The 22,524-nt window shown below is 49.6% G+C and carries 23 protein-coding genes; 7 read left to right on the top strand and 16 right to left on the bottom strand.

Translation table 11 applies throughout. The features are described from left to right. Positions 1–220, top strand: a 220-nt coding sequence (locus tag FS806_RS26220) for a hypothetical protein (RefSeq protein WP_222126680.1), incomplete at its 5' end; no start/stop codon positions are given. A gap of 689 nt (positions 221–909) precedes the next feature. Here FS806_RS26220 and hisA read toward each other — a convergent pair. From hisA to FS806_RS15920, 3 genes are all read right to left on the bottom strand, one after another. Further along, the gene (hisA, locus tag FS806_RS15930) at positions 910–1,665 is read right to left on the bottom strand and encodes a phosphoribosylformimino-5-aminoimidazole carboxamide ribotide isomerase (RefSeq protein WP_144938510.1); all 756 of its coding nucleotides are present in this window, start codon (positions 1,663–1,665) and stop codon (positions 910–912) included. 486 nt (positions 1,666–2,151) lie between these two features. Further along, entirely contained in the window at positions 2,152–3,588 is a 1,437-nt protein-coding gene (locus FS806_RS15925; RefSeq protein WP_144938507.1) for an amidase family protein, read from the bottom strand. Positions 3,589–4,172: 584 nt separating this feature from the next. Continuing rightward, positions 4,173–4,547 carry a hypothetical protein gene (locus FS806_RS15920; RefSeq protein WP_144938504.1) on the bottom strand — a complete coding sequence of 125 codons (375 nt, stop codon included), beginning with the start codon at positions 4,545–4,547 and terminating at the stop codon, positions 4,173–4,175. 222 nt (positions 4,548–4,769) lie between these two features. On the opposite strand from FS806_RS15920, the gene FS806_RS15915 reads away from it, so the two are divergent. Further along, positions 4,770–5,273, top strand: a complete 504-nt coding sequence (locus tag FS806_RS15915; RefSeq protein ID WP_144938501.1) for a sigma factor — start codon at positions 4,770–4,772, stop codon at positions 5,271–5,273. A gap of 111 nt (positions 5,274–5,384) precedes the next feature. On the opposite strand, the gene FS806_RS15910 is transcribed toward FS806_RS15915, so the two are convergent. The 6 genes from FS806_RS15910 to FS806_RS15885 form a co-directional block, all read right to left on the bottom strand. Next, positions 5,385–5,960 (bottom strand): GNAT family N-acetyltransferase, encoded by a 576-nt coding sequence (locus FS806_RS15910; RefSeq protein ID WP_186328387.1) that lies wholly within the window; start codon positions 5,958–5,960, stop codon positions 5,385–5,387. A 37-nt stretch (positions 5,961–5,997) separates the two neighbouring features. Beyond that, positions 5,998–6,420, bottom strand: coding sequence for a hypothetical protein (locus tag FS806_RS15905; protein WP_144938495.1), 423 nt, complete (start codon positions 6,418–6,420; stop codon positions 5,998–6,000). Positions 6,421–6,527: 107 nt separating this feature from the next. After that, positions 6,528–6,779 carry a hypothetical protein gene (locus FS806_RS15900; RefSeq protein ID WP_144938492.1) on the bottom strand — a complete coding sequence of 84 codons (252 nt, stop codon included), beginning with the start codon at positions 6,777–6,779 and terminating at the stop codon, positions 6,528–6,530. Between the two features lie 13 nt (positions 6,780–6,792). After that, positions 6,793–7,608, bottom strand: coding sequence for an aminoglycoside 3'-phosphotransferase (locus tag FS806_RS15895; protein WP_144938489.1), 816 nt, complete (start codon positions 7,606–7,608; stop codon positions 6,793–6,795). 71 nt (positions 7,609–7,679) lie between these two features. Next, a complete protein-coding gene (locus FS806_RS15890) occupies positions 7,680–8,417 on the bottom strand; it encodes a DinB family protein (protein WP_144938487.1) in 738 nt (245 codons plus the stop codon). Between the two features lie 17 nt (positions 8,418–8,434). Further along, on the bottom strand, positions 8,435–9,016 hold the full coding sequence (locus FS806_RS15885; RefSeq protein WP_186328386.1) for a hypothetical protein: 582 nt from the start codon (positions 9,014–9,016) through the stop codon (positions 8,435–8,437). Between the two features lie 194 nt (positions 9,017–9,210). Here FS806_RS15885 and FS806_RS15880 point away from each other — a divergent pair, with 194 nt between their 5' ends. Further along, positions 9,211–9,441, top strand: coding sequence for an alpha/beta fold hydrolase (locus FS806_RS15880; RefSeq protein ID WP_222126679.1), 231 nt, complete (start codon positions 9,211–9,213; stop codon positions 9,439–9,441). On the opposite strand, the gene fabF is transcribed toward FS806_RS15880, so the two are convergent. After that, positions 9,438–10,676: a beta-ketoacyl-ACP synthase II gene (gene fabF / locus FS806_RS15875; RefSeq protein WP_144938482.1), complete on the bottom strand. Its 1,239-nt coding sequence runs from the start codon at positions 10,674–10,676 to the stop codon at positions 9,438–9,440. The genes FS806_RS15880 and fabF overlap by 4 nt on opposite strands. A 139-nt stretch (positions 10,677–10,815) precedes the next feature. On the opposite strand from fabF, the gene FS806_RS15870 reads away from it, so the two are divergent. Together FS806_RS15870 and ytaF are read left to right on the top strand one after the other, a co-directional pair. Further along, positions 10,816–11,658, top strand: a complete 843-nt coding sequence (locus tag FS806_RS15870; protein ID WP_144938479.1) for a helix-turn-helix transcriptional regulator — start codon at positions 10,816–10,818, stop codon at positions 11,656–11,658. Between the two features lie 479 nt (positions 11,659–12,137). Beyond that, a complete protein-coding gene (ytaF, locus tag FS806_RS15865) occupies positions 12,138–12,737 on the top strand; it encodes a sporulation membrane protein YtaF (protein WP_144938476.1) in 600 nt (199 codons plus the stop codon). Between the two features lie 573 nt (positions 12,738–13,310). Here ytaF and FS806_RS15860 read toward each other — a convergent pair. The 5 genes from FS806_RS15860 to FS806_RS15840 all read right to left on the bottom strand — a co-directional run bounded on the left by FS806_RS15860 (position 13,311) and on the right by FS806_RS15840 (position 18,936). Next, on the bottom strand, positions 13,311–14,801 hold the full coding sequence (locus tag FS806_RS15860; protein WP_144938473.1) for a DUF4179 domain-containing protein: 1,491 nt from the start codon (positions 14,799–14,801) through the stop codon (positions 13,311–13,313). Beyond that, complete coding sequence (locus FS806_RS15855; RefSeq protein ID WP_144938470.1) at positions 14,795–15,358, bottom strand: RNA polymerase sigma factor; 564 nt, start codon at positions 15,356–15,358, stop codon at positions 14,795–14,797. Before FS806_RS15855 ends, FS806_RS15860 begins: the two co-directional genes overlap by 7 nt. A gap of 68 nt (positions 15,359–15,426) precedes the next feature. Next, positions 15,427–16,302: a polysaccharide deacetylase family protein gene (locus FS806_RS15850; protein WP_144938467.1), complete on the bottom strand. Its 876-nt coding sequence runs from the start codon at positions 16,300–16,302 to the stop codon at positions 15,427–15,429. 122 nt (positions 16,303–16,424) lie between these two features. Then, the gene (locus tag FS806_RS15845; RefSeq protein WP_144938464.1) at positions 16,425–17,495 is read right to left on the bottom strand and encodes a hypothetical protein; all 1,071 of its coding nucleotides are present in this window, start codon (positions 17,493–17,495) and stop codon (positions 16,425–16,427) included. 10 nt (positions 17,496–17,505) lie between these two features. Continuing rightward, positions 17,506–18,936: an MBOAT family O-acyltransferase gene (locus tag FS806_RS15840; RefSeq protein WP_144938461.1), complete on the bottom strand. Its 1,431-nt coding sequence runs from the start codon at positions 18,934–18,936 to the stop codon at positions 17,506–17,508. Positions 18,937–19,337: 401 nt separating this feature from the next. Between FS806_RS15840 and FS806_RS15835 the strand changes: the two genes are divergently transcribed. After that, a complete protein-coding gene (locus FS806_RS15835; protein WP_144938458.1) occupies positions 19,338–20,690 on the top strand; it encodes an arsenic transporter in 1,353 nt (450 codons plus the stop codon). A gap of 189 nt (positions 20,691–20,879) precedes the next feature. Here the strand turns inward: FS806_RS15835 and FS806_RS15830 are convergent, their stop codons facing one another. Next, the gene (locus FS806_RS15830) at positions 20,880–21,359 is read right to left on the bottom strand and encodes a GAF domain-containing protein (protein ID WP_144938456.1); all 480 of its coding nucleotides are present in this window, start codon (positions 21,357–21,359) and stop codon (positions 20,880–20,882) included. A 289-nt stretch (positions 21,360–21,648) separates the two neighbouring features. Between FS806_RS15830 and FS806_RS15825 the strand changes: the two genes are divergently transcribed. Then, complete coding sequence (locus FS806_RS15825; protein WP_225312494.1) at positions 21,649–22,449, top strand: collagen-like protein; 801 nt, start codon at positions 21,649–21,651, stop codon at positions 22,447–22,449. Positions 22,450–22,524 lie beyond the last annotated feature (75 nt).

Below are 22,524 nucleotides of genomic sequence, written 5' to 3'. Positions count from 1 at the left end.
TGGCGACGTGGTTGGCGTCTTTCCAAGCAGGGTTCACACCTGCTACCTCACTCGACCTAGGCTTGGTCGCTCCAAAAATGCATGCTTTTTTCCCGTTAATGGCCTCGGACGCAGGTTTGAAATTGAAATTCGTGCACTTTCGCAGGCTTTTCCTTCTGACAACCGGATTTCGTTGAAAAAAACTGCACTTTCGCAGGAATTTAAGTCACTGAAGCACTAAGAGAAATTAGGAGGGACTATTGCCAAATCAAGTCATAAGCGTCCTAGGCCCCATTCCGGTAGTTTTAGTTCGCGTAGTTATTTTGAACGGCCTTTATCAAAGCTGTCCATAGAGAGAATCGGAGATCAAGCGAGAGAAAGGACACTTTTCGGGGTAAGTAAGCAGTAACCGGAGAGGAAGGGGAGCTGTACGAGAAATCAAAAAGTATATCAGACAGACAGACGTTGAGATAGTTAGGTAGAGATAGTTAGTTAGAGTTAGTCAGTTAGAGTTAGTCAGTTAGAGTTAGTCAGTTAGAGTTAGTCAGTTAGAGTTAGTCAGTTAGAGATGCTTAGTTAAAGATAGTCAGGTGGGAATAGTTAGTTGATAGTTAGTTGATAGTCAGTTGAAGAGCATCAGTTTGGGATAGCCAGTTGAAGATAGTCGGTTAGGGATTGTCAGCTAGAGATTGTCTGTTGAAGTTAGTCTGTTGGAGTGCGTCAGGCGGAGATATAATTTGAAGGTAGTTAGTTGGTGAAAAATAGAGTCAATTTAAGATAAATTAAAAAGGGGAGCGAGATGAGAAGAATTACGTGGAAGGTTTAGGATAGGATAACGAGTATCCATTCGAAGACCGTGAATTCAACAGCTTTCTCCAAATGGATACCTTACCTATACCATAGCAGCTTTTGGTCGAAAGGATTAATCTGTTATCCTCTCCATTGTACGACATCCCGGTAAGGAATCTTGCCGCCGAAAATATCGAGGGCGCTGCCGATCGTCAAATCAATTTTCCCCTGTCCCAGTTCCTTAACCAGATTCAGGTCCGAGTATTGAGAAGCCCCTCCCGCATAGGTCGTCGGAATAGTGACCCATTCCCCCAGCTTCTCGACGAGCTCCGTTTCGATTCCGCGGCATAGCCCTTCCACATCGACGGCATGAATCAAAAACTCGTCGCAGTAAGCCGACAGCTCGTCCAGATTATGTTTGGTGATTTCATAAGAAGTGAACTTCTGCCAACGATCCGTGACTACATAGTAAGTGTCGCCGCGTTTTCGGCAGCTTAGATCCAGTACCAGCCTTTCCTTGCCAATAAGCTTCACAAGTCCGGACAACCGCTCGAAGTCGATTTGCCCGTTCTGGAACACATAAGAGGTTACTATAACGTGGCTAGCTCCCGCTTCGATATATTTCTTCGCATTGTCCGCGTTGATGCCGCCGCCCAGCTGCAGCCCTCCCGGATAAGCCTGCAGCGCGGACAAAGCCGCTTCTTCATTGCCGGGTCCCAGCATGATGACATGCCCTCCGGTAAGGCCATCCTTCGCGTACAGACGCGCATAATCGGCCGCGGACATCTCGGCTTCAAAATTGGTGACCAGGGAGTCACTACTATCATCATTAAGGCTGGAGCCGACAATCTGCTTTACTTTTCCATCGTGAAGATCGATACAAGGTCTGAACTTCATCCGGTACATCCTTTCACCTAGAAGTATTCTTATCTTATTCGTGCAAGCGCGCATCCCGCATGCCGTTACTATTGCTATTGTTTTGCTATTGCTATTGCTTTTGCTATTGCTATTGCTTTATCATATCAGATTTTACACCTTTATATAATATCAAATCCTTCCCCGATTTCATCCCCAGCCAAGAGTTCCGGGCTTTGATTAGGGCACCAAGGATTAACGGCTATCACCGTCCTTTGGAAAGGCCCGTTTACCGATGAAATATAAAAAAAGCTCCTAACGGAGCCACTTCGAAGACGAATAACCCGGTTTTAAAGGTAGCTTTTTATGCCAATTAGAAAGTTTGTTCCACTTTAATGCTTTAATGAACTTAAACTTTCTAATGTGGTAAGAACAGATATAAGGTGAAACTTATACTTTCTTATTTTTTCAAAAAGAACAGCCCCCGAACAGCATAGAGGACTGAACTATCGATAGCTATTCGCACCTTCATTCCAATATGGGCGGGATACGGGCGTTGACCCTCTGCTCGAAAGAATAGGCAATGCGAATCAGCGTCGACTCGCTGTAGGCCGTGCCGGTGAAGGCCACGCCGAAGGGCTTGCCGGTCTCCGTAAAGCCGGCCGGAACGATTATCGACGGATAGCCCGACACCGCAGGAGAATCCGTCACTCCCGGGCAGAACAGGGCATCCAGTGAATACTCCTGCAGCAAACGATCAATTCCCTCCTCCCGTGACCTCCTCCAATCCTGCAGCCGGTCGCGGATATATTGTGCTTCCGTAAGGGTGCCCGAGGTGTCATGCTCTGCGCGCAGAAGCAGCGATTGGCCGTATTTCAGAGCCTCCTCGGCATGATAGTTGTTGAATTCAATGATATCCCTCAGGCTCTTGACCGGCAATCTCGGGTCGAGCGCCGCCAGATATCGGTTGAGAGCCGACTTGAATTCGTATAGCAGCACACAGGAATGATCCGCTATGTGAGGAAGATCGATATGTTCGACGATTTCGGCCCCGGCTTCCTCCATCCTTCTTATGCATTGGTCAATCAGTGCCTTCTCTTCCGCCGTAAACTCTTCCTCATACCCTCGATTGATGCAGATTCGCGCTCCGGCAAGACCGGACGGGTCGAGACAAGACCTGTAATCGGAAGGTTCTCTGCCCCGGCTTGCCCAAGTCTCAGGATCCTCCGGATCTATCCCCGTCATCGCTTCCAGAAGGATCGCCGCATCCTCCACCGTCCTGGCCAAGTGGCCTGCGGTGTCCTGGGTATAGGTGATAGGACATATCCCTGTCCGGCTAATTAAACCAAGTGTCGGCTTAATCCCGACAATGCTGTTGCAGCAAGCGGGATCCAGAATCGATCCCGATGTCTCCGTGCCGACGGCTACCGTACACAGATTCGCCGCCACGGCAACCGCCGAACCGGTACTGGACCCTCCCGGGTCGAATTTTCCGGGGCCATAGGGATTCAGTACCTGCCCGCCCCGGGAACTGTACCCGCTGGGCATGACATCGGACATGAAATTGGCCAGCTCCGTCATATTTGCTTTGCCGATAATGACGGCGCCCTGTTCCCGCAGCCTCTTGACCAGGAATGCATCCTCCGGAGCGAACGAGTCCGCAAGGGCGAGTGTACCGGCGCTTGTATGCATTTTGTCCGCCGTGTTGATATTATCCTTCAGCAGAACAGGGATACCGTGAAGCGGACCTCTGATCCGGCCCTCTGCCCTTTCCAGATCCAAGGCTTCCGCAATGTACAGGGCGTCCGGGTTCAGCTCCAGCACCGAATTAAGTGAAGAACCGGCTTTATCGAATTCCGCTATCCGTTCGAGGTACATAAGGGTAAGCCGTCTGGAAGTCAACTCCCCTGACGCGAACGCTTGCCGGATTTCTTGAATGGTCGCTTCTTGCAAATGAAAACCCATTAGGATCCCCGCCTTTCCATGTTAAGGTTACTTTATAGTGTGTTTCCCTATTCATCGCGTTTCTCTTGTATATTCTACGCATAGCGGCCCTACCCCTTTTTTTAACGTGGCGATCCGGGAGCCACACTGCCTTACATCGGGATCATCGCAGCATTCACTCTCGGGCTAGTCCTCATGGCCAGCCTCACTTTCCGTTGGGATGCCGGGCAGCCGCTTTTTTCCAGAAGCCGCAGATCCTGACAGGCATTTATTTTTCGACCAAATAGTCAACATTGACTATACATCATTAACTATTCTCCCCTTTCTGCTGTTAGAGCAGGGAGGGGCTTTTTGACAGATCGCAGCAATCATGGGAGTCCGGCCACCCGCCATGCAGCGCTGCAACGCCCGCGGGAGCAGCGCGCGCGTTGCAGGTTGATTTCATCGCAAAATACGACTTCCGGGCAAGCCCTCCATCCATTAATATCCCTATATTTCCAAACTGCTCCCCCTTCAGCATTCATAGATCAGCTAGAATCTCCTCTTGCAGAGGATACACTTTCTCCCACGACAGACTAGCCGACTTGCGAGACAGGGATGCCCGCCTAAAGATGGGTTCGGATAGCTTCATAAAGCCGGTCACAAAGCTCCCCGGCCGTCCATTCCTCCATCTTCGGGAAGATGGCGTTAAGGCTTTCATCCCCTTCTTCGTGTATAGCAGCGATTAATTCCACCATCTGACCGATAGAAAGCAGCGGTATACATTCCTTTTTTTCAACTAACAGGGCCCGCCATTTCTTGTCTATCGTCTCTACAAAAAAGGTTCCTCCCGCATTCAAACTGTCTATTCCCGTAATGACTCCTTCCTTGGAGCGATACAGAACCCGGTCTCCGTTATCCGGGGTCCATAGCTGCCGTACCCTCCCCCTCTGCTCTTCACTTAATTGAAGGACTTGCTCCACCGTGATTCTCTGCTTCATAACCGGCTGACTCTCCCTTCGCCCCGTTATGTTTACTCCTATCATCTATATGGGCATCGACAGGCATTAAGACTTCGTAAAGGGCAATAGGACATGCTGATCCGCCTGCGGTCAGGCCTGCCGAACTTTATTTAAAATGATGGCTGAGTTATTTTTATAATTCTGTGGCCTTTTCCTCCTCTGCGAAGTCTAATTATGTGTAAGGTCGAAGGAGGTTAATCCATGTCAGGAGCTCATGACAAAAAAAACCTTGGTTATCCGGATAATCAAGGGAAGCAGGAAACTTTAGAACTTATCTACCATCAATTTCATTCCAAAATTCGCAAATATCTCTCTATGAAGGTTGAATCCGATAGGGCGGACGATTTAACACAGCAGGTATTTTTGAAAGCTACGGAGAAGTGGCCTTCTTTCCGAAAGGAATGCAGCCTATTTACTTGGCTTTTCAAAATCGCCCAAAACACGCTAAAGTCCATCTCTGAAGCCATTCGGCAGGGAAGCGTCCCTTCCTTTCAGGAATTGAATAATGACTCGTGGGATTTTGAAACGATGAAGGGATTTCAATTCTCTTATAAAATTATCGAATTCATCTCGAAGGAATACGGATTGATTAAACTGAATCAACTCATTAGGAATCCGGCCGGTTACCGGGAAATCTTTCACTGCACAGAATCGGAATTTCATAACCGATGGGTACACTATTTAAAGCAGCAACTGTCCCCTTAGTACTTGTAAAAAAGATCCTAACGAAGTCTTTTCAAAGATGTCAAAAACACTAGTCCGCATGAAATGACGGGCTAGTGTTTTTTTGTAGGGTGGTCGCTGCCGCCTAATCCCCTATGCTTCATGATTCGATATGTATATCCGGTCATTCTCGTCAAACTCTTCCTTCGTGATCCCAAACAACAAATTGTCATAGTAACGGCCGTTCATATAGATGACCCTTCTCCTTAATCCTTCTTCCCTAAAGCCAAGTTTCCTGTGCAGCTTAATCGATGGCTCATTAATGTCTACGCAACTGGAGTTGCATTTTTGCAGCCTTAATTCATGGAATCCGTACCTTAAAATAATTCTAACCGCTTCTGAAGCATATCCTTGATTTCTGTACGCCCGGTTCGTTCCCAATCCAAAGCTGAAGGTGCCGTTCTTGTAGTCAATGGTATTCAGGTTGATCAGACCTGCGAGTTGGTTGGAATAAGTTTCTATCGCGAACATCTTTCTATAATCATCTTTAAAATGGTCGTATTTCTCCGACATTTCGCGCACATTGAAATCGTCCACCGGAAGCTGAATTCCCCACTCCATCAGCCTTATGCCGTCGCTGTCGGAGCTTTCCCTTCTCCAGTCCTCCCAATCGCTCGGCTGGGTAGGTCTAAGCCTGACCTTATAGCCTTGCCAAAAGTAACCGGTCACGGCAATCCCTCTTTCTTATGCATTTTCTCTAGTCCAGCTAAACCACAACGGAACAAGTGCCTGTGTTTCTTCCATTTTCAACTGCTTTAATATAGCCTTCGAAGTAGAACGGAATATGATCCTCTTTGCCATTGACTAATCTTCCCTTAACTTTGTCAAAAGCATAGATGGATACGGAAAACGACGGTTCGCCTGTAACCAGAACGGGCTGCTCTTTTTCTTTCATCCAATAGTATTTACCGCCGAAATTTCTTCTTGCTACCTCGAAAATATAGCATCCAACCATGGAAGACACGGAATTGAGAGTGTCCTCATCCAACTCATAATCACATACTTCTTCTAAAATTTGTTCTACTCCATGCAAGCTTTCCACACTATAATCAAAGTGACCTTTATCCGAAAAGTTGTTAGTAAAGCTTTCCGCAGTAGCCATAATATCATCTAACAAACTTGTTCCCATTCCTTGTCCTCCTATATTCTAAGCACTTACCATGCACAATTGGCTCGCCGGAGCACACTTTATGGGTCCTCATAAAAATTACAATCATATAGAATGCGCACTATCCATTAAGCGTTCTGAAAGCTGAAAATCATCTTATATCCGTCAAAAGTCGTCCCCACCGTTTCTTCGTATTGACCCTTGGTATAGTTAGATACCGTCTTTCGCCAAAACTTTTGACCTGCAATATTTTTTTCCGATGGATTCGTAAATAACTGCCAGCTTCCTCTGAATTTTTCAAACACTTGGACGGCAGCCTGTTCCGCCATACCCTTCCCTCTGGCTTCCTCTTTAGTCGTCAGCTTGACTTCAATTTTCATAGGACCCCTCTTATTAATCATAATAATCCTGTCCCCGGAAACCGTTAAAGGCAGACACGAGGCCGCACAGGCGGAGCCGGGCATCATCCACTCGATCTCTGCCGTAGGCGTCTAGGAAGCGTTCGGAATACCGGCCGCTTTGCAAATTAAATTGCAAAGACCAGAGCGCCCAGAAAAGATCATAGTGCCGATCACCGCTCCCTCCATAGCCAACATCCACATATCCGCTGAATTCAAACTCGTTTAATATCACATTAGGCAGGGAGTAATCGCCATGAATGACAACCCTGTCGTCACTTATGGAGTGATCTTCGAGCAAAAGCAGCTCCCTGTAGGCCTCGTCCCTGCTTTCATAGCCCATATAGCGAAGGAGACTCCGGTCTGCTTTCCCGTCCCGGTAATTTTCTTTGGCACGCTCGACCATCCTCTCCAAACCGTTATCCCGCGGGCAATCTTCTACCCCCATTGTATGTAATCGGACAAGACTTTCGGCAAAAACCTCACATAGCCGTTCCGGCTGCCCGAGATATTCCTCATCTGCGGCATCCTTCCCTTTAACCTGTTCAGTAACCAGATAATCGTGCCGGTCATCCTGAACATAGAGAAGCACCTTGGCACATAGACCAAGGCCGCTTAAATATCTCGTCATCACAGCCTCATGATGTAGCTCTCCCTTAGGTGTTATTTTCAGATATAAAACATCCTCCTGGTCCATTCGATAGACGGAGGCTCTTGATTTCTCCTTAATAACGGACACCTTGGAATCTACTGATAGATAGTGCCGTAACTCAACAGGCATCCTGTCGAACGTATGCAGCAAGTTTGGCATCCTCTCATCTCCTCTTGCTTTCTTCCATGCAAATTGAGGCTCATGGGATCAGACTGCAGTTTCTGAAAACGCTAACCATTCTTTACACAGGCATGGTATACTTCGACGGTCTGCTTCACAATGGCGGCATGTTCACGTTCGTGTTCAACGAAGCGGCGCAGCATTTTCCGGGGAGTCCATATCTCTCTGGGCTTCTCTGCCTGAAATTCCCCTTGTCTCAGCTCTGCAGGCAAAGACAGCAGTGTATCAACCGCCCGCTCCATCACCCAGCGCATGCTCTCCCACGTTTCCTCCGGCCAAGGCTCGGGAAGGATTTCGGCAACCTTGTCCCAGCCCAGAACCCGGGTCAAATACCAGCCATGACAATTCCTGACGTGGTGCAAATTTTGTCGGATCGTTCTTTTTCCAGAGGGCGGCTGCCAATCCAAAGCCGTCTCCGGCAGCCCCTCCACCGTCTCCAGCAGCTCTCTTCTGGCATAACCGAGACGGCGAACGACCGTGGCGATATCTTGGTCCGTGACAGGAGTATAATCCGCTTCGAACATACCGACGGCCGCTCCGGAAATTCGAAAATCAGAGATTTCATACTGCTCTCCTAATTGAACCGTCATTTCATTAATGTCCACAGGCAGAGTTACAGGTTCGCCATGACGGCTCAGCCATTGCTGGAATTTAACAATTTCGGACGCGGCTTTATCCAGCACATCTTGCGGGGTGTCCGCCAGCCAAATGCATCCCGTTTCCGAAAGGCAGTGGCCCATCCAGGGTCCGCCCCTCCTCCCATCCATATCGATTCGGAAATGATTCATTCTCCCGGCACCCTCCTTCACTCAACGACCTTGAAATCAATTTCCGCCTTTATCCGATATTCTTCATTGTCCTGACCAACCTTGTCCAATTCTATCCAAAATTCGGCAACACCGTCAACTACATAGTACCCGGCAGGAAACCCGCTGTCCCACAATTTCTTTATGAAGGCGATGTATTGGGGATCATCCTCTTGACTATATCCGCCGCTCTTCGAGTAGTCCTCACGAATGGGCTCCCCCTGCTTGAGAGTTGTGCTGACAAGCGGCTGCGGCATACTGTATTCAATGCTGTAGCCCCGGGTTTTCTCCGTCATCGGAAAATAGAATGGCGATGCCGCGTGATAAATCGTGACCTCTTTCTTATCGCCTACGTATTCCAGCTCCGCGTACAGAACGACCGGTTCCTCCCCGCGATATTCCGATTTTTCCGTAACAAGACGATAGACGAAATCCCCTTCCTTCACCTCGTCCTTCTGCCGATTGAGCTCTTCATAAGGATTCGGGGCCGACGACGGCCTGTGCTCTGTTTCTTCCGAAGACCGACACCCCGTTATGACCAGAAGCACAATAACAAATCCTGACAAAAATAGTCTTGTCATCCAACATCACCTCACCTATTACAACGTAACTTTTCCTCGATAGGTTGCGGTGTAAATATAAGCTGGCGGCGGGTCCTACTCCGGAGCTTATCCTAAACGCGGTATGCTCGCCATTTTATACTCTCAAAGATGTGAGCTATTTTTTGAAATCCAAAGCCTTTGAAGAAGGGCAGCGCCATATTTGGAAATATTTAATGGAAGAATTTGATCTTCCGGCTCTGGGCACCCAATATCAAGCGCCTGTATTTTATATTCATGGCGAACGGGATTGGCAAACGCCCTATTCATTGGCGAAACAATTTTTCCTCCATATTGAAGCGCCGCTCAAGCGGTTTTGCTCCGTTCCGGACGCCGGACATGTGACGATGCTGGATCAGAAGGAGAAATTTAACGACGTGATATTGGATATCTTGGAACAAATCTAATCCCTGTAAGCTTTCAGCACGATAACCGCATTATGCCCGCCGAATCCGAAGGAATTGGACAGGCCGACCGTGAGATCGGCCTTCCGTGCCGCATTGGGGACGTAATCCAAATCGCAATCCGGATCTCGGGATTCCTGATTAATGGTAGGAGGGATAATCCCCTCCTGCAGAGTCTTCACCAGGGCTACGGCCGCAGCGCCCCCGGCTGCCCCCAGCATATGGCCGAGCATCGATTTGTTCGCCGTTACCGGAACGCGGGAAGCTTGTTCACCCAGCAGCTTGCGAATCGCCATCGTTTCCGCCTTGTCTCCCACTTCCGTGCTGGTAGCGTGTGCGCTGATGACATCCACCTCTTCCGGACTTATTCCCGCCTCCCGAATCGCCTGCTTCATGGCCCGGTAAGCTCCCCGGCCTTCCGGATCGGAGGCTACGATATGATAGGCATCCGAGGTGGCTCCATATCCGATGACCTCGGCATAAATTCGAGCCCCCCGACGCAGCGCATGCTCCAGGGACTCGAGGACAAGCACCCCCGCTCCTTCGGCGATCACAAATCCGTCGCGTTCGGCGTCGAACGGGCGGCTGGCTCGCGCCGGTTCGTCGTTCCGCCGGGACAACGCTGTGGCATTGGCAAAGCTCGCCAAGGAGATTTCCGTAACCGCCGCCTCCGTACCCCCGGCAATGATGACATCGGCCCCGCCGCCGCGGATCAGTCGGAAGGCCTCCCCGATCGCCGTATTGCCGATGGAGCAGGCTGTGACGGGAGATAATGCCGGGCCCAATGCCCCGTACTTGATACTGATCTGAGCAGCCGCCATATTGGCTATCATCATGGGCACCAACGTCGGGCTGATCCGCTCCGGCCCACGTTCCAGCAGCAGCGCATCCTGCTCCATTAAGGTCTGAAGTCCGCCGATTCCGGACCCTACATATACTCCAAGCCGCTCCGGATCAAGCTGCTCCGGCGAAAGAGAGGCATCATTCCAGGCCTGCTCGGCGGCAGCCAAGGCATATTGGCAGAAGCGGTCCAGCCGGCGCGCTTCCCTGCGGCCAAACCGCGCATCCGCATCAAACCCCCGGACCAGCCCGGCAATTTTAACCTTATGCCCGGTCGTATCAAAAGTATCAATGACGCTTATCCCCGATTCGCCCCGGATGAGACGGGACCAGTACGTATCCACATCATTCCCGAGCGGCGAAATGATTCCCATTCCCGTAATGACCACTCTGTTCATCGTGTTTCCCCTCCAACGTTAGATTTGCTGATTAAATTACTAATATCTTTCCACAGCCTTTATCCTATTACAAGTTATAGATTATCCTAGTATAATAACTACTATAATATTGGGATGGCCTAGGAAAGGAGGACGATTCGTGAATCGTCAGACAAGACTGCAAGCCCTGTCCGCATTTCTTAAATCACAGCGTGCCAAGATCCTTCCGCAAGCCGCAGGCCTTCCTGCGGGTACCCGCAGAAGAACTCCCGGCCTTAGAAGAGAAGAGGTCGCTCAATTGGCCGGAGTCAGCACGACCTGGTATACCTGGCTGGAGCAGGGCCGCGATATTAAAGTGTCGGCATCGGTGCTGGACTGCATTGCGGCCGCTCTGCAATTGACCGTGGATGAACGCAAATATCTGTTTGCGCTAGCCTTGGAGACGGGACCGGGGGCTTCCGCCCGGTTGAAGGAAGAACTGCCTCAAATCAATGCGTCACTGAGACGAATTTTGCAGGAGCTGCGCTTCTGTCCGACCATTATTTCCGACCGGCGGTGCCAGATTGTCGGCTGGAATCCGGCCGCTTCCCATGTCTTTCTGGATTTTGAACAAATAGCTCCGGAAGAACGGAATATGATCCGATTGTTATTCACCAGGAAAGAATTCAGGAGACTGGCCGTCAATTGGGTGCATTTTGTGAGAGGCTTTCTGGCAATATTCCGCGCCTACTACGGTCAATATGTGGAGGATGAATGGTACGAACAATTTCTGGAGGAAATGAGGGGAGTCCATCCCGATTTCGACGGGTTATGGAGACAGAGCGAGGTGAGCTCGGCCCCGGAAGTAGTGATTGAATTCCGGCATGCGAAAGCGGGCAAGATGCTGTTCCATCTCACCTCTTTGCAGGTTCAGGGCAATGCCGATTTGCGCTGCAGCATCTATACGCCCGATCCTGAATCTCCGACAGAATACAAGCTGAAGAAACTGATGGATAGTCAATGAAAATTTTAGAAGCCCTCCGCTTCCATTTTGAGTCGTTCGAGCCCGTGTCCGAATCGGATAACAAAGTGTTGCAGAAATCTCAACAGCGAACAAAATGTTCCTTTGGTCGAAAGCGGAATCGGCGGGCAGGACCGTAAAAGTCGCCCGGGCCGAACGGCTGGACAGGGTCCGCGGCAAGAAGACCGGCCTTTTCCAACGGCACCACATGCCCTGGCAAAGCCAATGCTGCAACTATCTGTTGAGGAAAAATCAACAAATTTGCTAAAATTGCAATCATTTTTGATGAGACAAGATGACTTTTCGACACATTCCCATATGATGTATTAAAAAAAGCTCCCAACGAAGCATCTTCGAAGATGAATAACCCGGTTTTAGAGGTAGCTTTTTATGCCAACAGGAATCTTTGTTTACATCATATTAACGCTGTAAAGAACTTCAAGATTCCTATGTGGAAAAAAAACTTAAAGGAGTTTGTTGAAATGACATCATGGCTTATCATTGCGGCTTTAACCTTTTCGTCAAGCATTGATAATTTGGGTGTGGGACTGTCTTATGGCATACGCAATATTCGGATCAGCCTGCTGTCGAACCTGCTGATTGCCGTCATTTGTTTTCTCTTCAGCGTATGCGGCATTTATTTCGGACTGTGGATATCCCAAATTCTGCCCGGGATTCTTCCCGTAGTCCTCGGATCCTTCATCCTGGTCGTTATTGGAATCCGGATCATGCTGTTGGCCGTCCCCCGGAAAAATCAAAGCTCCAAGCACAAAGCGGAGGCCAAGGACCACGCCGCAGCCGTCCCTTCCCAAAGCATCGGCTTGGTTGAATCCATAGTGCTGGGCGTTGCCCTCTCCGCCAATGCCTTGACCAACGGAGTCGGCGCAGGCCTGCTCGGCTTCTCTCCGATTCTTATTTCTATATTGGCCGCAGTGGGCAGCTTCGTGACGGTCTGGGCCGGAGTCGCTTTTGGCGTAAAGCTGACTCACGTTCGCATCGGCCGGTTTACGATAGGACAGTTTGGAACGCTGATCAGCGGTTTTCTGCTGCTGCTGGTGGCATTCACCGCTCTTTTCAACTGACTAAGGGAGCTCTGGCTTACTGGGCTAAGCCGGCCTCTCACTCTGCTCATCATCCGTACCCCCCACGTGATTTCTATTGCCGACGATCTAACTGTATTTTATACAGGTAGATTCAAGGGAATGATAGAAAGTGATTAAAGTAAATGGAAAAACTACACTTAGAATCGGGGTTTTTGGCTGAAATCGCCCTTTTTCCACTAACTAGCTGTAGTTTTTCCAGTTAGTTTCCGGCTATCGCCCTTGATAGAGCAAACTAACTGTAGGAAATCCAGTTAGTTCCGGCTATCACCCTAGTTTTTCCAGTTAGTTTCCGGCTATCGCCCTTGATGGAGCAAACTAACTGTAGGAAATCCAGTTAGTTTCCATCTACCGCCCTTGATCACCCTAGTTTTTTCCAGTTAGACCCCCATGTCTCGGACCGCGGCAACAGCAGATGATAAAAATAGACGGATTTTCAAGGCCGGACGTCCATGCCGCGTTCGCGGCATACACGCCTTATACCAAAAAAAACAGGCTTCCGCCATAAGCGAAGCCTGTTTTTTTGAATGTACTTTTTCATATCTTCTCTAATCTTTATCGAGGCAGTTCAATCGGAAGCTCCAGGTTCAGCGGAAGATAATCATCGACCCGATTCATCCCGATGTCATAGACATCTTGCTTGGGAGAAATGATGAGCGCTTCGTAGAAGTCGTCATCCAGTTCTCTGGCATACCCCGCATCGATCGGATTGCCGGCGGCACTCCATTTCCTCAGCTCGGGGTCATCCCATATAGCGACTTCCGCCGCGCTGAACCGAATGCCTAACCCGCTGCCGCCGGACGGCTCCTTCTTGATTTTCAAATGCAAATAGACGTCTTCATAATAGGCATCCGTTATGGTCAATGTTTTCCCCTTGAAAGAGACCTCCTTCGGGAAGGAATCGTTTGGAGAAATCGTAAACCTGGCGCTCGGCTCCCTTTCGGTCAGCAGGACTCCATTCAAATGAAGGGTAAGGCTCGTGACCGACTCGTCGAAATACGGTGAGGATGTGAAGACCAGCAGGTTTCCGTCCCCTCCCTGCCTATTTCTGGTGATATCGTGCGGGCTGTCATAGGACAGCGGATAAATGCCGCCTTTATTATCGGTCAGATACGGTTCGGACCTGCCAAATGCCAGGTAATAATTCGAGAAGTCCGGAATTTTCACATCGAGATACGTATCGGTCGGCGTAATCTTGATCCTCTCCAGCACAAGCTCCTGCAGATCCGGATCGTCGTTCACAGCGATCGGTTGATTCAGCGGAATGATCCGGTCCTCCAGCCAGTCCGTATGTCTAAAAGGAACCTTGATCTCCAAAGTATCCACCAAATTGGAGCGATTTCCCAAAACACCGATATGAAAAGCAAGCTCCTCCGGCTTCCGGTCCAGAAACTTCTTAACGTCCTCCGGCTTCAAATCTATCGTATTGAAAATAATCTGCGTCGGCTCCTTCGCCTCATCGTCGGACGGAATCACCACGCCGCCTCCTCTGCTCTGGTCAGAAAGATCGGGAGCGGTGACGAAATAGGAATAAGCGTTCTCATCCACAGCATAAGTGCCGTCTTCTCTGGCGGAAGAATGTTCTGTAAGATTGTTCGACTTGATAAACACTTTATAAGTAAGCTTGTCATTGCTTAAATACACGTCGGTGATGCTGACGGTTATATCGTCGAACTGCTTCACGACCGGTTCGAACGGGCTGTAATGATGGGCTTTCGCATTCCGGACTCCATCTTCCCCGGGAATGAGATCCAGCCATTTCGCCGCAATGGAAAACCCGGGGATATCTTTGATCCATTCGGCAAAGGTCGGCGAAGCGTGCATGGCCCCCAGTGAGGTAACCACCAATATCGCACAGGCGGCGGCCGCTTTGGGAAGCACCCTCCTTCTGGTCCGATGTGCCCGCGGTGCCCATTCCTTGCTTCTCTGCTCGTACTTCGCGGGAACTTCTTTGGCAAATTGAAGGAGAGAGTCAGGAACCGGAACTTCATCTATAGAATTTTGCAATTGTTGCTTAAATTGCTGTTCTTCCTTCCTGTCTAACATCCGATCACCTGCTTGGGATTTAATGGTGTGGCCAGGCGGCTCAGCTTCAATCTCGCATTATGCAGCCGTGATTTGACAGTCCCTTTCTTGATGCCCAGGGCATCCGCTATTTCGTCTATAGACAGCTCCTGGTAATAGTACAAGACGATGACGGAGCGGTGGTGAATATCCAAGGACATGATCGTATTCCACAGCTCGGACCCCAGTTCCTTCTGCAGAACCTCCTCCATTGGAGATGCCTGTTCGTCAGGAAGCTGGACCTCGTCAATATCTCCCGATCGGCTGGCCAGCCTGGACCTTTGCCTGGCCAGATCAAGGGAACGGCATGCCGCCAAATGATTGAACCAGCTTGTAAAATTTCTTATCTTCTTTCCATTCATAATGGCTTGATAAGCTTCCATAAGAGCATTTTGCATAGCATCCTCCGCCAAATGGCTGGAACGCAAAATAGCGGACGCCGTCCGGTAAGCACGCCCCAACAGCGGCTCTACCAGCTGGAAGAAGGCCTCCTTATCTCCATCGCGGCATTGCCCTACCAATCGCTCTATATTATCCATTTGCTTCACCTTCCAATTAGACCTGCTCTATATAGGCGAACCAAACGAAAGATCGGTTCATTCATTTTTCAAGTTTGGCTATATTTTTGCAAAATTTGAATCAAAGCTTCGGCAGTCATATAAGGCTCCCCCGCATTAATTCGGTATACAAGCTTATCTGTGGAGGAATTAATCCCTTCCCGGGTTGTAAAAAAGATGGGAATCCCGGCCTCCTCGGCTAATTCTACCGTCAAATCGGTATATTCGCCATAGGGAAAAGCTAACAGAGGCGTCTGCTCCCCGAGCTCATCGGCAATCCGCCGGTTCATAAACTCCAGATCACTCTTAATCCTTCGCTTGAACTCGTCATCGGTTTCCAACCTCTCTTTCTGTTCCAGGAACAGTTTATGAGTTAATGCCGATTCCGCCCGATCGGTTCCCGTATTCGCCGTACGATGCAGGTTGTAGGTGTGGCTGTAAATTCCCATCCCATTCTGTTTCAGCTCCTTCATCTGTTCCCAAGTTAGATGGGGCTCCGCGTCCGGATAATAAGTGTCCGAATAAATTCCGATAATGAAATTGCTCGCCGTCACTCCGTGTTTTTGCAGAATGGGATATGCGTGAGTATAGAAATTTTCGTACCCGTCATCGAAAGTAATGACGACGGCATTGGCGGGGATCGGTTTCTGATTCAGGATGAACTCTACAAAATCCTCCATGGAGATAATCCGGTAGCCGTTATCTCTCATAGCCAGCAAATGAGCCTCAAACTGATCGGAACGGATCGTTGAGACTTCGTCCGCCGCTCCCCCTTCACCGGAATCGACCACATCATGATACAGCAGGACGATGGCCTGGTTTTCATACCAAATCGGGCCGACTTGCCGCATGGTCTCCGCCCTGCTCGCACAGGCTGTCACCGATAGTAAGACTAAAGTCAAGATCAGGATAACTATTCTTCGCATAATGGCCCCCTATAGATTTCTGGCTGTCAGAGTTTGATAATCTATAGGCGAACAGCACCCTCTGTCGGTTCAAAGCTTTAATAGGAATAAACGCATCCCGCCCCCATATCTTGTGAAAATAATCACGAATCCACGGGCGGTTTCGTAAAAATTCTCTCGCTGTGCTCCTTCACATTTTCCTTCGTCGTATAATGGCCAAGCTGTGGCGGGACGTAAACCGTTTCGTCTTGGAACATATAAGCCAGCATCATCCGGCCGACGCTGTTTCTATAATGCATGGAGTCGTAGAAATTTCTGGGGTCGGAGCTGATCGGCGTATAGCCCGAGAAATCCCAGAAGTCCGTTACTTCGGCGAGTGCGATCCAGTACTTCTTTAAATCCTCCAAAGAGTAGCTTGCCATCTCGGTATCGGAGGCGGCACCGGCCACGAAGGTGAAGCTGATCCCTCTTGCCTCGCAGTATTCCTTCATCCGCCTTAATGCCTTCACATTTTGATGCATGGCAGAGGCGTCAAGCCTCCCTATGGGAAGGGCATAATCGGGATGATTGGCCAGGAAGTCTTCGATGCTCCCCAGCTCTTCCGCATCCCTCTTCACTTTGTTATAAACTCCGTCCTCGGGCTTGATTTGGGTAAACTCGTCCGGATCTACGGCCCTTCTGGCCAAGCCCTCCAGCTTGGAGAGGCTGTATTTCGGATGAAGCGTTAAATAACGGAAATAAAATCCGGCGAGCGATTGTCCGGATACTTTGGCATGCAGGTTCTTCTTCGGATCGAAGCTCTCGGAATTGACGTTATAGTGGCTGATTTCCTGCAAGCTCATATGAAGAACGATGTGCTTGACTTCGTAATGCTCCACGAGATAATAGAGGGTTTTCTCATAATCGTGGAAGTCCCCTCCGTACATCAGCATGCTGTAAAATTTCGCATCCCCGTAGTATTGATTCAGCAGTGCCGGGTCCAGCGAGCTTGATTTCGAGCCCCCGATAATATAAGAATCATAACGTTCATGATACTGATCCAGGTAGGCAATCTTGGCGATACGGGGATTATTCACCATATTATAAGAATGCCATCTCAACAGCTTGTCCCCGAACACGCCAAACGGGTCCACAGCATAATTGAAGAGACCGAGCAAGACGGCGGCAGCCAGCATAGCGCCGCTGAAGAGAACTGCCCACTTACGGAATGTCATGATCCCCACCTCAAAATTGGAAGTATAGAAAATCGGATACCTCTGTCATATGGAACAAAGCGAGCGTAAACAAAACCGCCGCCCAGACCGCATGCTTACGGCTCGGAACGAAGTTTTCCGTCATTTCTCTCGTATTTTTGGCAAACAAGGCGATGCCTATGGCTATGATCAGCAGAAGGATGGGATACAAGTTAAAGGCGGCAAAAGAAGCCAGCCGCATCCCCCCATCCGCAGCGTCCAAAATGTCCCGGAAGGAAAACAGCTTGCGGAAGATTTCCATGCTCTGAGTCAACCCGGTCGAGACGAATAATATTCTCGTTCCCACAACCCCGGCGAAGGTCAGCCCCCAGGCCAGCAGAAAAGGAAGGCGCAGCTTATTTCGGGTCATACAATGGGCGGCGCAAACGAAAATGCCGTTGATGAGCCCCCATAGGACAAAATGCCACCCCGCCCCATGCCAAATCCCCGAAACAAGGAAAGTCACGAGCACAGCCGTATAGAACCTTCCGCTTCCGGCCTCTTTCCGGTAGAGGCTGCGGAAGATGTAGTCGCCAAGAAATCTGGACAGCGTCATATGCCATTTCTGCCAATACTCCCGGAAATTTCTCGCTTTGTAGGGCGAGTCAAAGTTGTGCGGCAGCCGGATTCCGAATAACCATCCCAGGCCGATTGCCATATCCGCATAGCCCGATAAGTCGAAATAATACGACAGAGTGTAGCTGAGAACCGCCGTCCATCCCGTCGGCGCATCCGCTCCCGGCAGGTCGGCCAGGAAGTCTTCCGCATAGGCGGTTAACGGATCGGCCAGCACCAGCTTCTTGGCGCAGCCGATAGAGAACAGAAACATGCCCAGCATAACTTCAGCCTGGTTAAAGAACCGCCTCCTGTGCTGATTCAGTTGGGGAATAATTTCACCGTGATGAACGATCGGCCCGACGATCAATTGCGGGAAGAAAGTAATAAATACCAAATAATCGATGACCGAATGCTCCTCCACCTTGCCTCTATAGCAGTCCGCCAGATAAGCAATCAGTTGAAAAGTGAAGAAGGAAATGCCGAGCGGCAGAACTATGGACTTCAAGGCGAGCGATTCGCCGGTGAGTGCGTTAACATTTTCGATAAAAAAATTGGTGTATTTATAGTAGCCTAACAACGCCAGATTTTGAGCCAGCCCGATGGCGAGCAGAATTCGCTTGGACCGGTGCTGCTTATTGTCCGATACGTGCAGCCTGCGAATTCTGCTGCCCAGAACATAGTTGAAGAGAATGACCCCCGCAAACGACAGCACGAACTCGGGGCTTCCCTGGGCATAAAAGTAGAGGGAGACTGCCACCAGCCATAATTTGGACAAGGCATCCTTCTTCCAGAAGAGCAGCAGCCGGTAAACGAGCAAAGTCACGGGGAGAAATACAAATATGAAGCTGTAGGATGAAAAAATCATAGGAAAGACCCCTTAAACAAGGATAAACAGCTATCGCCGTCCTTTGGACAGGCGCGATGTAATAACCCCGGGTGTTGCCCGGAGACGTCTCTCATTATAGACGAGCAGCAGTTATGGCTGGTTCATCTGCGTTTCTTACGGTGACGGGTATTTTCATAGAATTTATGGAAGGAGATTAGGAATAAATGCCGATAGATGATAGATTTCCGGGGAGGGCCGATGGCCGGGAACGCTAGTAGTTGAAAATAATAGAAATTGAGAAATGCGCTTAGTGCGAAGGTCGTGCCAGATACGTATACATACAGCAAATACTTATTACAGACAAGTATAAAGGAGGGAGATGAAATACTAGATGATTAGCGGAACCTCTTAAACTATCGGCAGAAATGAGGTTAAACCTAATGAACGATTTAACGGTGCCCCTTACGATCATATCTTTTTTGCTAACGATCGCCTTTATCTTCTGGCGCCCTCAAGTGAACGAAGCCATTCCCGCGATGATCGGTGCGGTTCTTGTCTTCCTCAGCGGAAGCGTCTCTCTATCGGATCTGGGGACCATTACCGAAACTATAGGGGGAGCCGCCATCACCATCATGGCCACCATCGTGATGGCCATCGTGCTGGAAAGCTTCGGATTTTTCCATTGGGCGGCCGAAAACTTGGCTATCAAAGCCAAAGGATCAGGCATCCGGCTTTTTTGGTATACCAATCTGCTATGCTTCTTGATGACCTTGTTCGTCAACAACGACGGGAGCATTTTGATTACGACTCCCATTCTGTTAATGCTGCTCCATAACCTGGGTCTGAAAAACCACCAGAAAATTCCTTATCTCATCTCCGGAGCATTAATTGCAACAGCCTCCAGCGCACCTATAGGAGTCAGCAACATCGTCAATCTGATTGCCCTGAAAATCGTTGACATGGACCTCTACATGCATACCGCCATGATGTTCATTCCGGCTACGCTCGGACTTCTCCTGCTGACGACCCTGCTTTTTCTCAGCTTCTATCGGGTTCTTCCGCGCAGGCTGCCGAGGCCGGCTCCCGGATACTGGAGTTATGCCGGTTCCCCCGGTATGCACCCGCTCAAAGACGATAAACTCCTTATTCCGAAGGAAAAACGCACCCTGTTCATGCGTAACATTCTAATCTTCGTCTTTCTGGTAAGAATCGGCCTCTTTGTCGCCTCCTACTTCCACTTTCCGGTATCGTTAACGGCGGTCATCGGTTCGATTCTATTGCTGGGCTGGCGCTGGTACTTTCTTAAAGTGGCGCCCGTCGACATGATCAAGAAGACGCCCTGGTACATTTTGATCTTCGCATTCGGGATGTATGTCATTATTTATGGACTGCATAATATCGGATTGACCGATATGCTGATCCGGATTCTGCAGCCGCTTGTTTCCGGCAGCCTGCTTCACGCAAGCATTCTGATGGGAGGCTTGTTATCCGTTCTGTCCAATCTGTTCAACAACCACCCTGCCCTAATGGTAGGAACTCTGGCGCTGACCAATATGGATCTTGATCCTATTACTCTGAAAATCTCGTATTTGGCCAGTGTCATAGGCAGCGATATGGGTTCGCTGCTTCTGCCAATCGGGACGCTGGCTACACTCATGTGGATGCATATTTTGAGGAAAGGAAAAGTGAAAATAACGTGGGGGCAGTACTTGAAGGTGACTTATGCGGTTATCCCGTTCACCGTCCTGTTCACCCTGGTCCTTCTTGCTTACTGGGTGATCTGGTTATTTTAACTTTGCTGCCCGCGGTTCAATAAGGATAAAAAAGAAAAGCAGGCTCCCGCTAAGCGATAGCCTGCCTTTTTCATCTATTTTATCTATCTCTTCTTTTACTTTGTCGGGATAAATCTGGCTTGAGCGCTCGGCTCTTCAGCATGACAGCCGCCATCCCGGCCTCTATGTTCTATAATAAGGAACCGGGCTTCATAACCGCTTAACGAGCTCAGCCGTAAACTGCTCCAGAAGCCGCTCGTCCTCTTCGTCGAAACGGTTCTTAAGCGGGCTGTCAATATCCAGCACCCCGAGCAATTCCCCATCCTTGATCATAGGAATGACGATTTCCGAGCGGGAAGCGGCGTCGCAGGCGATGTGTCCAGGGAATTGTTCGACATCATCCACACGAACCGTCCGTCTCTGAAGAGCGGCCGTTCCACAGACCCCGCGCCCGAGAGGGATTCGCACACAAGCAGGCAGACCCTGAAAAGGGCCCAGCACCAGTTGATCTCCCTCCATAAGGTAAAATCCCACCCAGTTGATATCCTTAAGAAACTGCCCGAGCAAAGCCGAAGCGTTCGCCAGATTGGCGATCCGGCTGCTCTCGCCTTCTACAAGCGCAATAAGCTGAGCCGTTGCCAGTGCAAACTGCTCCTCCTTGCTTCCTTTATATTCCTGAAGCTGAAACATCACTGCCACCTGCTTTTTCGATAATGTCCATATATTATATCATTATTTCACCTCCTCCAATCAATTATGGGAGGAGGCTTGTTCTCCAATTTTTATCAAAAAAAGGGCTGCAGGAGATTCGTTCGGTTCGGGTGCGTGGTTGCAGCGCTCGGGCGGGACAATTCTCTTAGTATTATTACCTATCTTTCGGAGAAAATAGATTCCAGTCTACTACTTCGGGGGATAGAAGTCCAACCATAAGATAGAGTCACACCATACGATAAATCATAACTTTAGGGAGGTGTTTATATTGCTTATTCGTAAGCCAAAAAAAATATGCGGCAGAAGCAGTCTCTGCCGACCGAAGAAAACCGTTCATTGCTCAAGCAAAAAGAAGGCCGTGATTTGCCACTCGAAAAAAGAAAAGCGAATCGATCTTTGTCATCCGAAGAAGAGAATCGATCTCTGCCATCTGAAGAAAGAGAAGAAAATAGATCTTTGCCCTCCGAAGAAGCGTAAAAAAGTCGTCATCGTCAAGAAGGTAATTAAACGCGGGGTACCGGGGCCGCGGGGGCCGCAAGGACCGCAAGGAATTCCGGGACCCCAAGGAGTACCGGGGCCTCAGGGGCCGCAAGGACCCCAGGGACCTGCGGGAGGGATCGCTTCTTCCGCTTTCCTGTGCAGCACGGTGTCCCAAACCGTGGCACCTGCGCCGGCCCCCACAACTCAAGGCGGAGCCGTAACGTTCAATAACTCCGTTATCAATGGCCCGGCAATTACGTTCGCTGCTCCCTCCACTATTAACATCAATGAAACGGGTCTATACAACATCAGCTGGGAAGTCTTCCCGACCGCCGGTAACTCCGCATTCGGCTTGTTCTTCGATCCGGACGCGGCCGGCCCGACACCTGCCGCTCTAGTCCCTTGCAGCAACTACGGTGCAGGCTCCGGAAATCAGCCGTACCAAGGGCAGGTCGTTGCACAATTGACAGCCGGCGGCGTATTGACCTTGAACCGGATCGACAATATGGGAGTCCAGACTTTACAGGGTGCTATAGGTGGAGGAACGGCCACCGTAAGCGCGTCTATCGTTATCGAGAAAATAGCATAGATTCAAGAGTCTATCTGCTATCAAATCTTACAATCACTATACTATAGAAAATGCTAGCCGGTATTGTTTTGCTTG

Origin of the sequence: Paenibacillus sp. 32O-W (assembly GCF_007679495.1) — a bacterium.
GTDB classification, from domain to species: domain Bacteria; phylum Bacillota; class Bacilli; order Paenibacillales; family NBRC-103111; genus Paenibacillus_L; species Paenibacillus_L residui.
Note: the sequence above shows the minus strand (reverse complement) of the source record. Positions and strands in the feature narration are given on the sequence as shown.

Bases quoted from the DNA above. Each gene is read 5' to 3' on its own strand.
- FS806_RS15890 (WP_144938487.1), bottom strand. From the start codon at position 8,417: ATGAATCATTTCCGAATCGATATGGATGGGAGGAGGGGCGGACCCTGG.
- FS806_RS15840 (WP_144938461.1), bottom strand. From the start codon at position 18,936: ATGATTTTTTCATCCTACAGCTTCATATTTGTATTTCTCCCCGTGACT.
- FS806_RS15895 (WP_144938489.1), bottom strand. From the start codon at position 7,608: ATGCCAAACTTGCTGCATACGTTCGACAGGATGCCTGTTGAGTTACGG.
- FS806_RS15905 (WP_144938495.1), bottom strand. From the start codon at position 6,420: ATGGGAACAAGTTTGTTAGATGATATTATGGCTACTGCGGAAAGCTTT.
- FS806_RS15880 (WP_222126679.1), top strand. From the start codon at position 9,211: ATGGAAGAATTTGATCTTCCGGCTCTGGGCACCCAATATCAAGCGCCT.
- hisA (WP_144938510.1), bottom strand. From the start codon at position 1,665: ATGAAGTTCAGACCTTGTATCGATCTTCACGATGGAAAAGTAAAGCAG.
- fabF (WP_144938482.1), bottom strand. From the start codon at position 10,676: ATGAACAGAGTGGTCATTACGGGAATGGGAATCATTTCGCCGCTCGGG.
- FS806_RS15920 (WP_144938504.1), bottom strand. From the start codon at position 4,547: ATGAAGCAGAGAATCACGGTGGAGCAAGTCCTTCAATTAAGTGAAGAG.
- FS806_RS15885 (WP_186328386.1), bottom strand. From the start codon at position 9,016: ATGACAAGACTATTTTTGTCAGGATTTGTTATTGTGCTTCTGGTCATA.
- FS806_RS15855 (WP_144938470.1), bottom strand. From the start codon at position 15,358: ATGGATAATATAGAGCGATTGGTAGGGCAATGCCGCGATGGAGATAAG.
- FS806_RS15860 (WP_144938473.1), bottom strand. From the start codon at position 14,801: ATGTTAGACAGGAAGGAAGAACAGCAATTTAAGCAACAATTGCAAAAT.
- FS806_RS15900 (WP_144938492.1), bottom strand. From the start codon at position 6,779: ATGAAAATTGAAGTCAAGCTGACGACTAAAGAGGAAGCCAGAGGGAAG.
- FS806_RS15835 (WP_144938458.1), top strand. From the start codon at position 19,338: ATGAACGATTTAACGGTGCCCCTTACGATCATATCTTTTTTGCTAACG.
- FS806_RS15915 (WP_144938501.1), top strand. From the start codon at position 4,770: ATGTCAGGAGCTCATGACAAAAAAAACCTTGGTTATCCGGATAATCAA.
- FS806_RS15830 (WP_144938456.1), bottom strand. From the start codon at position 21,359: ATGTTTCAGCTTCAGGAATATAAAGGAAGCAAGGAGGAGCAGTTTGCA.
- FS806_RS15845 (WP_144938464.1), bottom strand. From the start codon at position 17,495: ATGACATTCCGTAAGTGGGCAGTTCTCTTCAGCGGCGCTATGCTGGCT.
- ytaF (WP_144938476.1), top strand. From the start codon at position 12,138: ATGACATCATGGCTTATCATTGCGGCTTTAACCTTTTCGTCAAGCATT.
- FS806_RS15925 (WP_144938507.1), bottom strand. From the start codon at position 3,588: ATGGGTTTTCATTTGCAAGAAGCGACCATTCAAGAAATCCGGCAAGCG.
- FS806_RS15850 (WP_144938467.1), bottom strand. From the start codon at position 16,302: ATGCGAAGAATAGTTATCCTGATCTTGACTTTAGTCTTACTATCGGTG.